General features: G+C 41.7%; 10 protein-coding genes and 3 tRNA genes. 12 read left to right on the plus strand and 1 reads right to left on the minus strand.

Features of this window, described 5'->3' with window-relative positions:
- Window positions 1–6: 6 nt before the first annotated feature.
- The 12 genes from B4G94_RS21180 to B4G94_RS21235 all read left to right on the plus strand — a co-directional run bounded on the left by B4G94_RS21180 (window position 7) and on the right by B4G94_RS21235 (window position 15,640).
- Window positions 7–3,468 (plus strand): SusC/RagA family TonB-linked outer membrane protein, encoded by a 3,462-nt coding sequence (locus B4G94_RS21180; RefSeq protein ID WP_286861765.1) that lies wholly within the window; start codon window positions 7–9, stop codon window positions 3,466–3,468.
- A gap of 11 nt (window positions 3,469–3,479) precedes the next feature.
- Window positions 3,480–5,336, plus strand: a complete 1,857-nt coding sequence (locus B4G94_RS21185) for a RagB/SusD family nutrient uptake outer membrane protein (protein ID WP_286861767.1) — start codon at window positions 3,480–3,482, stop codon at window positions 5,334–5,336.
- Window positions 5,337–5,491: 155 nt separating this feature from the next.
- On the plus strand, window positions 5,492–7,348 hold the full coding sequence (locus tag B4G94_RS21190; RefSeq protein ID WP_286861769.1) for a PQQ-binding-like beta-propeller repeat protein: 1,857 nt from the start codon (window positions 5,492–5,494) through the stop codon (window positions 7,346–7,348).
- Between the two features lie 42 nt (window positions 7,349–7,390).
- Complete coding sequence (locus B4G94_RS21195; RefSeq protein ID WP_286861770.1) at window positions 7,391–9,217, plus strand: glycoside hydrolase family 9 protein; 1,827 nt, start codon at window positions 7,391–7,393, stop codon at window positions 9,215–9,217.
- Window positions 9,218–9,258: 41 nt separating this feature from the next.
- The gene (locus tag B4G94_RS21200; protein ID WP_286861771.1) at window positions 9,259–9,912 is read left to right on the plus strand and encodes a polysaccharide deacetylase family protein; all 654 of its coding nucleotides are present in this window, start codon (window positions 9,259–9,261) and stop codon (window positions 9,910–9,912) included.
- A 21-nt stretch (window positions 9,913–9,933) separates the two neighbouring features.
- Window positions 9,934–10,746: an N-acetylmuramic acid 6-phosphate etherase gene (gene murQ, locus B4G94_RS21205; protein ID WP_108634754.1), complete on the plus strand. Its 813-nt coding sequence runs from the start codon at window positions 9,934–9,936 to the stop codon at window positions 10,744–10,746.
- A gap of 37 nt (window positions 10,747–10,783) precedes the next feature.
- The gene (locus tag B4G94_RS21210) at window positions 10,784–12,274 is read left to right on the plus strand and encodes a sodium:solute symporter (RefSeq protein ID WP_108634755.1); all 1,491 of its coding nucleotides are present in this window, start codon (window positions 10,784–10,786) and stop codon (window positions 12,272–12,274) included.
- Between the two features lie 69 nt (window positions 12,275–12,343).
- On the plus strand, window positions 12,344–13,159 hold the full coding sequence (locus B4G94_RS21215) for a purine-nucleoside phosphorylase (protein ID WP_286861775.1): 816 nt from the start codon (window positions 12,344–12,346) through the stop codon (window positions 13,157–13,159).
- 23 nt (window positions 13,160–13,182) lie between these two features.
- On the plus strand, window positions 13,183–15,252 hold the full coding sequence (locus tag B4G94_RS21220; RefSeq protein ID WP_108634757.1) for a putative porin: 2,070 nt from the start codon (window positions 13,183–13,185) through the stop codon (window positions 15,250–15,252).
- A 139-nt stretch (window positions 15,253–15,391) separates the two neighbouring features.
- A tRNA-Val gene (locus B4G94_RS21225) sits at window positions 15,392–15,469 on the plus strand.
- 9 nt (window positions 15,470–15,478) lie between these two features.
- Window positions 15,479–15,556, plus strand: a tRNA-Val gene (locus B4G94_RS21230).
- A gap of 9 nt (window positions 15,557–15,565) precedes the next feature.
- Window positions 15,566–15,640: transfer RNA gene (locus B4G94_RS21235), tRNA-Val, on the plus strand.
- Window positions 15,641–15,743: 103 nt separating this feature from the next.
- Here the strand turns inward: B4G94_RS21235 and B4G94_RS21240 are convergent.
- Window positions 15,744–16,940, minus strand: a complete 1,197-nt coding sequence (locus tag B4G94_RS21240) for an acyloxyacyl hydrolase (RefSeq protein ID WP_286861777.1) — start codon at window positions 16,938–16,940, stop codon at window positions 15,744–15,746.
- Window positions 16,941–17,100 lie beyond the last annotated feature (160 nt).

Genomic DNA, 17,100 nt, shown 5'->3' on the forward strand with positions numbered 1-17,100 from the left:
TAATCAATGAGAAAATTTGTACTATTTTCTGTTGCTCTTGGATTGAGTTTTCCTTCTGAATCCTATTCTTTCGTAAAGAAAGAAGGCGCTTTGAGTAGCTCTAACTTATCGAGCGCTCTTCTTCGCTCTTCATCGAAGACTACGGTTCAAAATACAGTGCAAGGTACTGTAACGGATGGAAAAGGCCCAGTCTCAGAAGTAAGCGTTTCTGTCATTGGCGGAAGTGCGTCTACTAAAACCGATGCGCAGGGGCATTTCAAGATTACGGCTGCTGTGGGGAGTAAATTGCGTTTTTCATCCGTAGGGTATATTTCACAGGATGTCACTGTGACTTCGACTACGCTTAATGTGACCTTGCTTGATGACAATCAATCCTTGGAAGAGGTCGTTGTTGTTGGTTATGGTACACAAAAGAAAGGTAATCTGACCGGAGCTGTATCTACAATTAGTGTGAAAGATAATCTTCAAGGCCGTGCTATTGCGGATGTTGGGCGTGGTATTCAAGGTACAACACCCGGGTTGACTGTGGTGGTGCCAAGTGGAGAAGTCGGTTCCGATCCGGTAATGAAAATTCGTGGTCAAATGGGATCTATTGCAGGTGGGTCTAGTCCTCTTATTTTGCTTGACAATGTAGAGATCCCTAGTATTCAGCTTGTTAACCCTGCTGATGTAGAGTCTATTTCAGTTTTAAAGGATGCTGCTGCAGCATCTATTTATGGTGCTAAGGCCGCGTTTGGTGTTGTGTTGATTACAACGAAGAAAGGAGCCCAAGGTGGAGATACGTTTAATATCAACTATTCTAATAATTTTTCCTTCCAGAATTCGGCGGTGGATTATAATATGGGGGATGTTAATGCTTTAAAATATTCTTTGGAGGCTGCGGAGCGTGTTGGAGAATCTGAAACGGGTGCTTTTTATAAAATTAATCGCGAAAGCTACCAGCGTGCTTTAGATTGGAAACAAAAATATGGCGGATCCATCGGGGCAAATGATCCGACCGTTTATGGTCGTGACTGGTATGTAAATCCTGCCGAGCCTACGAAAAAATATGGTGTGCGTACATATAATGTAGAAGATTATATGATTCGCAAAGCTGCTCCTACCTCGCAGCACGACTTGAGTATTTCGGGAACATCTGGAAAGACCCAGTATAATCTGAGTATGGGTTTGTTGAGTCAGTCCGGTATGATGAAAACAACAGATCATGATAAATTCAATCGGACTAATGCGGCATTGCGTTTATCTTCTGAGATCAATAAATATTTGACAGTCCGCGGTGGTGCTATGGTGTCGCGTCGTAAAAAAGAATACCCTTATACGACCAATTCAACTACTGCAGATCCGTGGTTGTATCTTTACCGCTGGAGTTCTTTATATCCAATGGGTTATGATGAAAATGGTCGAATGATTCGTAGTCCATGGAGTGAGACTTCGTCTGCAAATACGGCAAGTTTTCAAAATAATTATATCAATTTGAATTTGGGGGCTACAGTAAACATCATGAAAAACTGGAAAGTGGATTTTGATTATACCTTCTCTAATCAGGAGGAAATCACGACGCAGCCAGGTACACGTTTTACTGCCGCGGATTCTTGGGTCGCTGGTGTAGCAAGAAAAGATGCTTCGGGGAACCCGATTTACGTAAATTCAGATGGTCAGTTGGTTGCAGCGGGGGTGAATGGAGCGATGCCCGCTTATGATTTGAATTATTATACTTATACAGCTAATGGAGCAAATCCGGATCATTATTTAAGGGCATCTGGTGCTCGTCGTAATAATACGATCAATGCATTTACAACATATAATCTAAATTTGGATGATGATCATGAATTCAAATTTATAGGTGGTATTAACCGTGTGACTTTGGATTATAACATGAACTCTTCGCAGACATTTAATCTATTGGATATTCAAAACCCTCAATTAGGTTTCGGGGTTAATACGTCTGCACAATTGGCTAAGGGTGATGCTGCTTGGGAGGCTCAATTGGGTTATTTTGGCCGTGTGAATTATGCTTATAAAAACAAGTATTTGGTTGAAGCAAATATTCGTTACGATGGGTCGTCTAAATTTCCGAAGGATTTGAAATGGCAATGGTTTCCGTCTTTCTCCGCAGGTTGGGTAGCATCGGAGGAAAATTTTATGGAATGGGCAAAGCCTGCACTGAATCAGTTGAAATTTAGGGGGTCATGGGGTTCAATTGGTGATCAGACGGTATTGCCAAGCTTATATACTTCAACTATGATTCCGGGAGATATAGCCTGGTTGGGGGCAGATGGTAGCCGTTATTATAGTATTGGGACACCTTCTGCTGTAAGAAGCTCGTTGAGGTGGCAGCGTATTGAGACCACGGACGTGGGGGTAGATATGCGCATGTTCAAAAATAAATTTGGTTTGGTTTTCGACTGGTATAGACGTGATACCAAAAATATGATCGTTCCAAGTGGGGATGTGAGTGCTACGTTTGGTGCGCCGGCTCCACAAAGTAACTTTGGCGCATTGCGTACGCAGGGATGGGAATTGGCGTTGGATTTTAATCACCGTTTTGAAAATGGGCTTGGTTTTAATCTAAGAGGAACATTGTCGGATGCAAAAACAAGTATTTTGCAATATACAAACACAAGGGTCATCTCTGGATATTATAACGGTAAAGATGTTGGTGAAATTTGGGGCTATCGTACAGATAGATTGTACCAGGCATCAGATTTCGTATATGGTTCCGATGGTAAGCTCGTTACGACTGACGTTTCCGGAAAAATAATGAATAAGCTTTCTGATCCAAATGGAGCATATAATACGTTTCCTACAAGTAGCAACTTTAAGTTTGGTCCGGGTGATGTGAAATTTGTTGATCTGAATGGTGATCGACAAATCAATTCCGGGGCAGGAACAGTTGAAGATCACGGTGACATGGAGATTATCGGTAATGAAACTCCGCGCTATGAGTATGGTTTCCGCCTAGGCTTAGATTTTAAGGGCTTTGACTTTTCAGCATTCATGCAGGGGGTTGGTAAGCGCCAGATCTGGGGCAATGGTTTCTTGACAATTCCTGGTTATAATGCGTCGGATGGTGCTATGCCTTCTGCGATTGCGGATAACTTCTGGTCAGCCGATAATATAAATGCATTTTATCCTCGTGCTTATAATAATGCGGCTAGTAATGATGCAAATAATATGGTGAAACAATCGCGTTATTTGTTGGATATGTCGTACTTGCGTGTTAAAAACATTACGCTGGGCTATACATTGCCAGCTTCATTGACAAGAAAAGCATTTATCAAAACGGCGCGCGTATATACATCGTTGGAGAACTTCTTTACGTTTGATAAGTTAAATGGTCTTCCGGTGGACCCAGAGGCCATCAATGGTTTTTCAATCTTCAATGAAACCAATTATAACTCGGGGCGAACTGGTGTAGGTACGCCTATGTTTAAGTCGGTGTCATTTGGTGTTCAAGTTAATTTTTAAAATTTACAACAATGAAATTTACAAAGAAAATAGCATTTCTGGCGCTTGGAGCTGCTTTGGTGTTATCATCCTGTAATAAAGATGTCCTTAATCGTGATCAGCAAACAAGTTTGGAGGACGAAAAAGGTTGGGGGAATGAGTTGGCGTTAAGGTTGTACGCAAATGGATTTTATCCCAACTATTTTACAGGTTATAATACGGGTTTTGCTACAGCTTATGCCCCAGTGACGGGTTATAATTTCGCGGATGATTTAACCAAGAAAAATATTCAAGATAATTTTGAGAATACGGTGCCTACTTCAAGGAGAGCAACCGGGTCAACTATTGCAGCTTTAGAACTGCCTGATATGTTGCGTCAGTATTCTGGTCCAACGTGGAATTTTGCATACGTGCGAAAAGCAAATATTTTTATTGATCGGATCGAAAGTAAAACCAAGCCCAATATTAATGATGAAACTTATCGTCATTGGATGGCTGTGGCTCGTTTCTTTAGAGGGTTTGAATATAGTCGCCTAGTTGAAGTGTTTGGTGATGTGCCTTACTATGACAAGGAGTTAAAAGATACCGAATTAGATCTGATGTATAAAGATCGTGATAGCCGGACCGTGGTGATGGATCATGTGTATGATGATTTTCAATACGTATTGGATAATATGCGTACAAACGACGGTAAGCAATATCTTAATAAATATATTGCCGCTTCTTTTATCTCTCGTCTGATGTTGTTTGAAGGGTCGTTTCTGTATTATCATAATCTGGATAAGGATCGGGCGAAGAAATATCTGGAAATGGCACAGAAGGCTGCTGAGGTTGTTATGAATTCTGGAGCGTATAGTTTTACGAGCGATTTTAAGAGTTTATTTGCGTCAGATGATCTGAGTGCTAATAAGGAAGTTATTATGTATCGCGCTTATGATGCAACCAAAAGTACCACACATAGTGTGGGTTCGTATAGTAATGGTACAGAGGGGCAAGGAAATGCGGCGAATTTGGTTCTGATAAAATCTTTTATATGTAATGATGGTAAGCCTTGGCAGGCGTCTTCAACTGCGAATGCCAGTAGTTTTACAATTAAAGACCTTGCTGTGAGCCGTGACCCGCGCTTCGAAGCAACGTTTTACGAAAAGCCATTGACTTCTTCAGCAACGCTATTCTATGCGTTTAAGTTTGCTTCTCGCGAAGCGTTGACTTATCTCGGCAAAACATATCCTGCTGCCTGGGGGTCGAATACAAATACTTCGGACGCTCCTGTGATTCGTTTGGCGGAAGTGGCTTTGAACTGGGTAGAGGCAAAGCAAATTCTAGCAGAGGGTTTTGGGGGTGCTGCGGTAACTCAGGCAGATATTGATAAGTCTATTAATGCCATTCGCAATCGCCCATTAGATGCAGCTGCTTTAGCAAAAGGGGTATCAAAAACGGCTCCTTTACAGGTTGGTTCAATTGCTAACGATGTTGCCAGAGATGCGGATGTCTCACCGCTAATGTGGGAAATACGACGTGAGCGTCGTATGGAGTTTGTGTTTGAAGGCTTACGTTTATTGGATATTAAACGGTGGAAAAAATTGAACTACATGGATTTTAGTAAAAATGGCGATTATTTCTTGGGACCGTGGATTAATGTGAAGCAGGATATGCCTGCTTTATTGGTCGATAGTAAAAAGGGATTATTGAAAGTTGTGGATATTCATGGTGATGTCATTGCTTATGATGGTACAAATGGCGATAAGCTAGTTGGTTACTATCGTGTTGAAGATGTGCAAAATCGGGAGCCGTTTACTGAGCGTTCTTATATTTCACCAGTGGGTTTGGAGCAGGTGAACGAGTATTCAGCTAAAGGATATAAATTGACCCAAACGAAGGGTTGGTAATTTGATTCCAAATAATAAAAAGCCTTGTCNNGACAAGGCTTTTTATTATTTGGTTCAATAGATAATCATTTTTTGTATCAAAATTATCATGCATAAAAATGCGTTAATATTTTTATTTTATGCATAAAAACGCTATTTTTAAGAAAACTTAATCCATGAAACCGAAGTTTACTGCTGTTATTATTGCATTATTATGCATTTTCAACTTCTCCTTTGCGCAATCCTTTAAATTTGCCCATGTGACGGATACCCACGTCGGTGGTGCAACAGGAGCGGAAGATCTGCGACGTACTGTAAAGGATCTTAATACATTGAAAGACATTGATTTTGTTATTCTCTCCGGAGATATCACCGAATTTGGTGCTGATCAAGAACTTAAACTAGCAAAACGGATTTTGGATAGTTTGCAGCTGCCCTGGTATGTAATCCCGGGCAATCATGATGGAAACTGGTCCGAAAATGGCGCCAATACCTTTCGTACGGTCTTTGGTGGGGAGACTTTTTTCTTCAAACACAAAGGCTATGAATTTATTGGGACTAATTCGGGGCCAAATATGCGGATGAGTCCCGGTCAGATCCCGCGTGAAAATCTAGTATGGATGGATTCTATCTTTGCCGCGAACCCGGACCGACAAACACCATTAATTTATATTAACCATTATCCACAGGATTCCTCGCTGAACAATTGGTTTGATGCATTAAAACGTGTCAAGACACGAAATGTTCAATTGGCGTTCTGTGGGCATGGGCATTCGAATAAGGCTTACGACTGGGAGGGTATTCCTGGCGTGATGGGAAGATCAAATCTACGGGCAAATAAACCTGTCGGCGGCTATAATATTGTTACTATAGGTGATGGTAAGGCTATTTATCAGGAGCGTAATCCAGGTGTAGGGACGCAAGAAAAACCTTGGCTGGAGGTACCTTTATTCGATCATCATTATGATAAAGAAACGGCTGTTTATCCACGGCCAAGTTATGCTGTCAATGAAAAATATGCGGGTGCTGTTCGTGTAAACTGGACGTTCGAAGATGCAAGCGACATAGGTGCTGGACTGACCATTGATAAAAACAAAGTAATTACTTCAAATACTGCTGGGGATATTTTTGCGCTGGATCTTAGATCTGGTAAAAAACTTTGGTCTTACAGGACTGGAGGGAAAGTTTACTCCACACCAGCAGTTTGGAAGGGTATTGTTGTAGCCGGTTCTTCGGATCACTTTATATATGCTGTCAATGCGGAAAATGGAAAACTCCTCTGGAAGGTGCAAACAGATAAAGCTGTCTTGGGGTCACCCTTAATTCAGGATGGTGTTGCTTTTATCGGAGGCTCAGATGGTAAATTTAGGGCCTTGGATGTAAAGACTGGGGAGTTAAAATGGAGTTTTGATGAGGTCAAGGGTTTTGTGTCTACTTTGCCAACGTATTATTTGGGTAATGTGATCTTTGGCTCCTGGGGGAATGGGTTTTATGCATTGAATGCAAAAACTGGAACATTATCCTGGGAATGGAATAACGGACACGCGAATCGGATGTTTTCAGCTGCTGCCTGTAATCCTGTCGGGGTGAATAACCGTGTTTTTGTCGTTGCGCCTGATCGCTTTATGACTGCTTTGGATGCAAAGAATGGTGCTGTTATCTGGCGCGAAAAGAAAGATACCATCCGTGTGCGGGAGTCTATGGGATTAGCGGTGAATAAAAAGCAGGTGTACGTAAAGACAATGGACGGCGATCTGTTGGGGATTTCTTCTTCAGATGATAAAATGGACGTAATTTGGAAAGCAAAACTAAAATTGCCTTATGAATTGACGCCTTCGGCAATTAAAACAAACCGTAAATTGGTGTTTGTGCCGAGTCATTCGGGTTTGCTTTCGGCTGTAGATGCAAAAACAGGCGCGGTTACCTGGCAGTATAAAATTTCCAATGGTATGGTCAATCCTGTTGCCATACATGGTAATAATGAGGTTGTTGCGAGTACGATGGATGGGAAAATAGTTTCTTTGCGATTCTAAACAACCGTTTGAGTTGATTTTATTAAAAATAAATGCCTTATTATGATAAAAGAATGTCTAAACTTCTTAAATTTACGTCAAGCTTTTTTGCTTGTTTTTGCATGTTTTGTTTGTAACTTTGCGGAAGCACAGCAAAATGCTTGGATTCGAATAAACCAATTAGGCTATACTCCGACAGGAAAAAAGGTCGCGGTATGGGGCGGGAAATCAATCAGGCAGCTTCGTTCTTTTGAAGTTAAAAATGCACAGACAGGTAAAACGGTATATATTCATCCAGTAGGGAAGGATTTTGGTGCCTATGGCCCTTTTGTTCAGAGTTTTCGATTTGATTTCTCGGCCATGCAGGATACCGGACGCTTTTTCATCCAGGTCGGGGAGGTTAAATCTCCTGACTTTAGAGTTGCGCCTGATATTTATAGGGGGGCGGCAGATTTTGTGTTGCGCTACATGCGTCAACAACGGACATTGTTCAATCCTTTTTTGAAGGATAGCTGTCATACGCACGATGGTTTTACGCTGTATGCTGGTAAGGTGGGGATTGCGGATAGTTCACGTATTGATGCTGGTGGAGGATGGCATGACGCTTCCGACTATTTGCAGTATGCAACCACCTCGGCAAATGCGACGTTTCATCTACTGGCGGCCTATCGGGACTTTCCACAGGTATTTGCGGATCAAAAGCAGGCCAATGGCTTAGATGGAAAGAACGGTCGTGCTGATGTGTTGGATGAGGCTAAATGGGGACTGGACTGGTTGTTGAAAATGCATCCAAAGGCGAATCAGATGTACAATCAGATCGCGGATGACAGGGATCATGCCAGTATGCGTATGCCTAAAGAAGATCCGTATTATGGCCGTGGATTTGAACGCCCGGTGTATTTTATAGATGGCGAACCGCAACAAAGGGGCAAGTTTATGAATAACACCACAGGGACAAGTTCTACAGCTGGGAAGTTTAGCAGTGCTTTCCGTTTGGGATCTGTGCTTTTTGGGAAAGAGGATAAAAAATATGCAAAATTGCTGTCACAGAAAGCGGAGACAGCTTATGCATATGCAAATATAAAACCTGGGGTGACACAGACGGTTTCGGTCAAATCACCCTATATCTATGCGGAAGACAATTGGGTGGATGATATACAGCTGGCGGCAGCAATGGGATTTTCGGCAACAAAGAAAAACAAGTTTGCCGAGGAGGCCATGCAGTATGCCAGGCAGGAAAAAATAACACCCTGGATGATAACAGATACAGCTGCACATTATCAGTGGTATCCTTTTATCAACTTGGGACATTATGAATTAGCAAAAAAATTAAAAGGACAGGATCGCGAGGAGATTGTTTCATATTATAGGCAAGGTATTGAAGAGGTTAATAAACGTGCGGAGCAAAATGCATTTTTGAGAGGGGTTCCTTTTATCTGGTGCAGTAACAATCTAACTGTTTCGTTCGCCATGCAATGCCTTTGGTATAAAGAGCTGACAGGAGATAATCAGTTTGATGAACTGGAACAGGCAAACTTTGACTGGCTCTTTGGTGCGAATCCATGGGGGACAAGCATGGTATACGGACTTCCCTCCCGGGGTGATACTCCGGTTGATCCGCATTCTGCTTTTACCTATCTGGGTAAGCACCCGATTGACGGTGGACTGGTGGATGGCCCGATCATGGCATCTACTTATCGGAACCTGATCGGTATAAAGCTGAATAATCCCGATAGTTATGCTGAATTTCAGAGTGACCTTGCCGTCTATCATGACGATTATGGTGACTACAGCACCAATGAGCCTACTATGGATGGAACGGCTTCATTGATCTACTTGCTAGCGGCTAAAGAAGGGAAGGCATTGGAGGAGCCTGTGGGAAAAAAGTAAACAGGGATGTATTCGGGGCTATTGTCCGCGGCGATTCTACAGTGAAAAAAGTGGCCCTACTTTTTACGGGGCACGATTTATCGGAGGGGACGGATGCGGTTTTGAATAGTTTAAAGCGGCATCATGTGAAAGGGAACTTTTTCCTTACGGGGGACTACCTGCGGAATGCAGTTTTCAAGCCTTATGTTCGAAGGATGTTAAAAGATGGGCATGTGGTGTCAGGGCATTCTGATAAGCATCTCCTGATCAGTGATTGGGGGAGTCGGGATGAATTGCTGGTCAGCCGGGATTCGTTTCTGCGGGATTTGAAGACCAATGTGGATGAGCTGGCACTTTCGGGGATTGATACATGTCAACTGCATTATTATATTCCTTCTTATGAATGGTATAATAGCCAGACGGTAGCATGGGCAAAGGAAATAGGGTTATCTTCAATCAATTACACGCCCGGAATACGGACTGCCGCAGATTATAGCTATCCAGAAATGGGTGAACGTTATCTGTCCTCCATTGCGATTTTGGAGGGACTTTGGTCGTATGAAGAGAAGTTCGGCCTGAATGGTTTTATGATTTTGGTCCATATGGGGACGGATGAAAGACGGAAAGATAAATTGTATCATCATTTGGATGATATGATCAATATATTAAAAAAGAGAGGTTATCAAATAGTGGATATACCCGGTTTATTGAATTAAGAAATACAATATATATTAAGAATGGTTAATACAACGGAGAAAGATTCGAATTATCAGGATTTGGACAAGATGTCTGTACATGAATTATTGACTAATATCAATAACGAGGATAAATCTGTGCCGCTAGCTGTTGAAAGGTCTATTCCTCAGATCGAAGCATTGGTTAAGGTTACTGTGGAGAAAATGAAGGCTGGTGGTCGGACTTTTTATATTGGAGCTGGTACAAGTGGTCGACTGGGAGTCTTAGATGCATCTGAATTGCCTCCGACTTATGGTGTGCCATTTGAGTGGATTATCGGGTTAATTGCAGGCGGGGATACTGCGATCCGCAAAGCCGTGGAATTTGCGGAAGATGATCTGGAACAGGCTTGGAAGGATATGGAAGCATATGATATAGACGAAAATGATGTCGTTATCGGTATTGCTGCGTCGGGTACCACACCTTATGTCATCGGTGGTCTGAAGACCGCAAACGAGAGGGGGCTGGTAACAGGATGTATTGTCTGTAACGGTGGTTCTCCGATTGCTGAAATTGCACAGTATCCTGTTGAGGTTATTGTGGGGCCTGAATTTGTGACGGGTTCTACCCGTATGAAATCTGGTACCGCACAAAAGCTTGTATTAAATATGTTTAGCACGGCGGTCATGATTCAGCTTGGGCGTGTGAAGGGAAATAAAATGGTCGATATGCAACTATCAAACCATAAATTGGTCGGTCGTGGCGTGCGGATCATCATGGATCAGACAGGAGCTACAGAAGAAGATGCGGCGGTTTTGCTGGAACAATTTGGCAATGTAAGGCAAGCGATCGAAGCTTATCAGGCGACACATTAAAATCATCAGCTATCAAATCACCTATTAAAAACAAACTATGTCACCAGTTATATTATTATCCTTTATTGTGATCTATTTTGCGGTCTTACTCGCAGTAGCGCACTTCACCTCAAAAGGATCTTCGGATAATTCCACCTTTTTTGTTGCCAACCGAAATTCGAAATGGTATATGGTGGCTTTTGGGATGATCGGTACCGCACTCTCCGGTGTGACCTTTATCTCAGTGCCGGGTGCCGTGGGGGCATCTGAATTCAGCTATTTTCAATTTGTTCTTGGAAATGCAGTTGGCTTCGTCATTATCGCTTATGTATTGCTTCCGTTGTACTATAGAATGAACCTGACCTCCATCTACACCTATCTGGAAGAACGTTTTGGACATACGACTTATAAAACCGGTGCGGCGATCTTCTTGGTTTCCCGTACCATCGGTTCGGCCTTTCGCTTATACCTGGTCGCAATTGTCTTGCAACACTTTATTTTTGATGCCTGGAATGTGCCTTTCGCAGTTACTGTAATAATCTGTCTGGTGCTTATTTGGCTATATACCAATAAAGGAGGCTTAAAGACGATTATTGTCACAGATACCCTACAGACGACCTTTTTAGTGACTGCCGTTATTCTTTCGATCTATTTTATGGCCAAAGGATTGGATTTTGGAATTGTGGATACGTTCGAAGCAGTCAAAGAAAGCAGCTATTCCAAAATCTTCTTCTGGGATGATTTTGTGGGCAGTAAGGCCAATTTTTGGAAGCAATTCCTGGGCGGAATTTTTGTTACCATTGCCATGACAGGGCTTGATCAGGATCTGATGCAAAAGAATCTGTCAATGGGAACGATCAAAGAAGCGCAGAAGAATATGATTACATTCACAAGTGTATTTGTGGTGATCAATATTTTCTTTTTGGCTGTGGGCGCTTTATTATATATCTACGCCGCAAAAAATGGTATTGATGTCTCGCAATTAGCGACCCGTGATTACCTGTACCCGGAGATTGCGTTGAACCACCTGGCGATTGTTCCGGCGATCATCTTTATGATGGGACTGACAGCGGCAACTTTTGCAACAACCGATAGCGCGCTTACGGCGTTGACAACATCGTTCTGTGTGGATTTTCTGAACTTTAATAAAAAGGAAAATCCAAATGATCCGGCTCTTGTCAAACAGCGTAACTATGTCCACTTTGCTTTTTCGATTGTTATGTTGCTTGTTATTCTCGTATTTAAGCTGATCAATGATGATTCTGTAGTAAATGCAATATTTACTGCGGCAAGCTACACCTATGGGCCACTATTGGGGCTGTTTGTTTTCGGAATCTTCACAAAATCTGCTGTGCGGGATAAGGCGGTGCCTTATATCTGTGTGCTTTCGCCTACGGTATTGTATTTATTGAAAACTTATGTGATTGAAGTATATACACCTTATGTGATCGGGCTCGACTTGATTATCATCAATGGTTTTATCACTTTCTTGATGCTTTTGATCAGCTCTCCAGGTAAAGCGGACGAAAAGGCGCTTTCTCATAACTAAGCTGCTATATTTGATTTGTGCGTACAAAAAAATTAAGTTAAGTTTGAGATACTTAGTTTTTTTGTACGTATGTATCATAGCATAAATGAAACGACGGAGTTTATCCGTAGAAAAATTGGAGATTTTACTCCAGAATTCGGTATCATCCTTGGTACTGGTTTGGGTAAATTGGTTGATGAGATTGAAGTCGAGTATCAGCTGATGTATTCCAATATCCCTAACTTTCCCATCTCTACAGTCGAATTTCACTCCGGTAAATTGATTTTTGGAAAATTGAATGGTAGAAATGTGGTTGCCATGCAAGGAAGACTTCATTATTATGAAGGCTATGATATGCAGCAGATTACTTTCCCCATCCGGATCATGAAAGTGCTGGGTGTCAAAAAGCTCTTTGTGTCAAACGCTGCCGGATCGCTGAATCCGGAGGTCAGAAATGGAGATCTGGGTATTATTGAGGACCATATCAATCTGTTGCCCGATAATCCATTGCGTGGGCAGAACCTAGGTGAATTCGGACCTCGTTTTCCGGATATGAGCGAACCTTATAACCGTGCGATGATTGAACAGGCGCTTGAAATCGCGTCAAATCACGGAATTACCGCACGAAAGGTTGTGTATGTCTCCTCGCAGGGACCAAATCTGGAAACAAAAGCTGAATACCGTTTCATGCGAATTATTGGGGGGGATGTAGTCGGTATGAGTACAGTACCAGAGGTAATTGTTGCCAATCATATGGCTCTTCCGGTGTTCGCGATTTCTGTTGTTACGGATGAGGGCTTTCACGATGTGTTAAAACCTGTCTCTTTGCAGGAAATCGTCGCTGTTGCAGAGAAAGCGGAACCTAAGATGACATTAATTTTGAAAGAATTGATAGCTTTGCAGTAAATTTAGACTATATACAATTTTAGATGAAGTTGATCGTACGCGTATTAGCCGCACTGTGTGTCTTACTTGTTTGTTCCATGGATGTTATTGCGCAAAGCAAGGAGGAGTGGAGCAGCGCATTGGATTCGGCGAGAGCCAAAGAAGATGGTAAAAAAGATTCGGTTATCCTGTCAGCAAAGTATATTCGTTATGCGACATTGGATATGCTGAAAAAAGGAACTTATACAAGGCAAATAGATACTTCACACCGTAATTATCAATATTATAATCCCCAAAATACGCCCTGGAATCCCAGTATAAATCTAGGGTCTTATGGTCTTGCCACACGCGACTTATTATTTCAGCCCAAAAAGACAATCGGATTTCAGTCTGGATTCACGGCCTTGGAGCGTTATCTATTGAACCCGGATTCTGTTCAATATTTTAGGGCAAGGGCTCGCTATTCGGAACTGTCGGCTGTGGGATTCTTTTTCAATGATCAGGTCTTTCGGGCCCGGGTGGCGCAAAATATCAATTCGCAATGGAATATGAATGTTGATTTCCATTCAACGAAAACAGATGGATTTTATCTAGGTCAGAGCTATGCTGATTTGAAAGCATCTATTGCCTCTTGGTATGAGTCGAAAAATAACCGGTATAATCTCTTAATTAATGCTGTATTCAATCGTTTGGATGCAATGGAAAATGGGTCTATCATCGAAGACCGGCCATTTGCTCCTGAAAATAGACAGGCTCCGGATCGGTTTATTCCTAAGTTTTATGACGCAGGTAGAACCGGGATACCACGATCAAAATGGTGGGATAATTCGCTGTTTCTGCGGCAGTCGCTCTATGTTGGTCGTATTGATACAGTAGATAAGGGGAAGCCTACCCAGCAGATTTATCCGACAAACAGCATGGCGCACAATACAAGGATCCGGAAGCAGACGTATAACTTCTTTAAAAATATGAATGACCAAAATGCTGCGTTACCTTACAATAATCAGGCATTAAGCTTGAATAATGATAAAACAGGCATTACTAACGTTTCCAATGAGTTTGAGTATAACTTTTTTCTTCGGGGCAAATCGATTTTTAAAAATGAAGCTAAGCTAAATCTGGCTTTCCAGCATGATATGAATTGGGTAGAGCAAAGTCAGGTAGACTCCCTGCGTTACTATACCAATCAGGCCGCTTACCCTGAGCCATTGAAAAAATTGCCGGATAGTACAACATTTGATCGTTTCTATCAGAATGGAATCGTTAAGGGGGAACTGGGCTACAAATTTTCGGATCGACTGGATTTTAGCCTGAAGGCCAATCAAATTGTTTTCGGACATAATATTGGTGATTTTCTCTATGAAGCAAAGGCGGATATTTCCATGGGAGATAAAATCGGAAAGGTGACACTTTCGGCTTATTCACAAAATAAATCACCCGAAATGGTGTTCGAAAACCTGAATTATACCTATGCAAAATGGAATGATCTGGATCTAAAAAAGACTAAAATTCAGAATGTGGCCTTTCAATACCGCAACCCGACATTGGGGTTCAATGGAAAGGTCGAATATTTTCGGATGAATAATTATACTTATTTTGAGGAATTATCGAATCCACAGAATGACCGGAAGAAAGATAAGTGGATCAATCCTGCGCAATTGGATAACGCTAATTTGCTGAAGGTAAGTGTGGGGCAGAAGTTTAAGCTTAATCATTTTACCCTGGACAATCTGGTGGTTTATCAAAAGACGGATCAGCAGAATATACTGGCGGTTCCCGAACTTTATACTTGGCACAGTCTTTACTACAGTAATCTCTTTTATAAAGTGATTGACTATAGTATTGGTATTGATGCTAAATTTAATACGCCTTATGCCAATCCGAATTATTCGATAGGGACGGGACAGTTTTATAACGCTTATCAGCAGATCGAATTTTCGACTTATCCGATTATGGACTTATGGATCACTGCAAATATACAGCGGGTCAATATGTTTTTAAGTTATAATTTCCTAAACCAAAATTTTTATCCGAATGGCTATTATACTGTTAGACGTTATCCGATGAATACAGCAAACTTTAGATTTGGTATTTCGTGGAAGTTTTATGATTAATTTCTGTGAAAATTATATGGGTGTTTCTTAGCTTGTTGCGGTTTTTGATGTAGAAAATCTTCGAAAATAATTTTGAGAATAGAATTTTTAAGCTATATTTGCACACGCAATTAGGGAACGGCGTTCTTTAAAAAAGTATGGAGGCTTAGCTCAGCTGGTTCAGAGCATCTGCCTTACAAGCAGAGGGTCACTGGTTCGAATCCAGTAGCCTCCACCATACAAAGACGGAGAATTAGCTCAGCTGGTTCAGAGCATCTGCCTTACAAGCAGAGGGTCACTGGTTCGAATCCAGTATTCTCCACCAATCCAAAACGGAGGCTTAGCTCAGCTGGTTTAGAGCACTACCTCGACAAGGTAGGGGTCACTGGTTCGAACCCAGTAATCCCCACAATAAAAAAAGCGTTCTTATGAACGCTTTTTTTATGCAATCTAAGGGATATTTACAATGTCCTTTATTTTTTTAACACGTTGTCAGTTTCCTTTAACAACTGTTAATTGCTGGCTGGATTTGCCCGTTTCTTACCCAGCTTAAATCCATACCCTGTTGTCCATTCGATAAAATCTGCTTTACCGCCATGTGCTTTAATGGAAACTCCAGCAAAGAAATCTTTGTACACTTTATAGCGTACACCTGCCCTTAGATAGACAGGTGTGCTTTCACCATTGAATTTATTACGGTGTAAATATACACCGACATTTCCATTGATATATAGCCTGGAATTTAACACATGGTCAATGTAGAACGCAGGGCCATAGGAAAACAATGCTCCAAAGCTCCCTGCTTTGTCACCTGCGATTTTCTCGTCGTTTCCGCTTGCTGAATAAAAAGCATCCATTCCAGCGCCAAGACGCCATTTGTATCCCAAATGCCTGCTATAATAAGCTCCCAAGGTTGATTTAAAATATTGACTGTCATGCTCCCGATCGATCTGTTTGAATCCAAAAGCGTAATTGAAATGTAGTTCTTCTGTTTCTTCCATTTTTGGAACACTAGTTTTCCTGTAGTCGAAAGGCCTGCTTGTTGGTGTATACGAAACAGAAAGACTTAAAGGGAGCAGGTTTATGCCTGTATTCGGCAGTGCTAGGGCGCCATTGCTGAAATGATGGAACGCAATACCTGCACCAACTTGGAATTTTTGACTTAGACGGTAATTGGCCTGAAGTCCTAAGTCAATAAATACATTGTTTTTACTTCCTATTAATAGATTGAAAGGGTTGTCCTCTTCATTATATGGATTGAACCGTCCGGAGAGGCCTAGTGCGATCCGATAGTTGAAGTTCCACTTGCTATTGACTTTCGGTTTTATAGGGATCGCGACAAAGCCATAGAATGCGAAAGGCCGGCCAAGATGTTCCTGGCCAAAAGTACTGCTATAAATTCCTACCCCATAAATGGGGTAATTGTATATCTCGTTGTAAATGCTCTTCAATGAATCTTGGAACTGTGTCTGGAAGCCAACCCGAAAGTTAAGTCCGCTATAGTAAGAATCTGCAAGGGTCTCTTTGGAGCGTTCATTGAATTTGAGTTCACCACCACTTTCATGTTCAAGCTGAAATATTAGTCTAGTTTTTGCCGGTGTACGGCTATTTAATGTGTCTTTCTGATTTTCTATTCTGGGGGTGACCTGCGCATTTGTACGAAAGGAAAGAAGCGCGAAGATCACAAAAACAAGTATGCTTGATCTCATGAATTAAAACGTTAGCGTTTTTTAAAATTTTTGCAAAAGTAAGAATGATAAATCATTGTAGCAATTTTCCTTTAACAGTTGGTTAAATTACGGAGTATAAATTGACGCTTCTCAGCGACAAAGAAACACGTACAACAACAGCGGAGCGTAATAATTGTTT

The sequence above is a fragment of the Sphingobacterium sp. UBA7625 genome (assembly GCF_002484085.1).
Lineage (GTDB): Bacteria > Bacteroidota > Bacteroidia > Sphingobacteriales > Sphingobacteriaceae > Sphingobacterium > Sphingobacterium athyrii.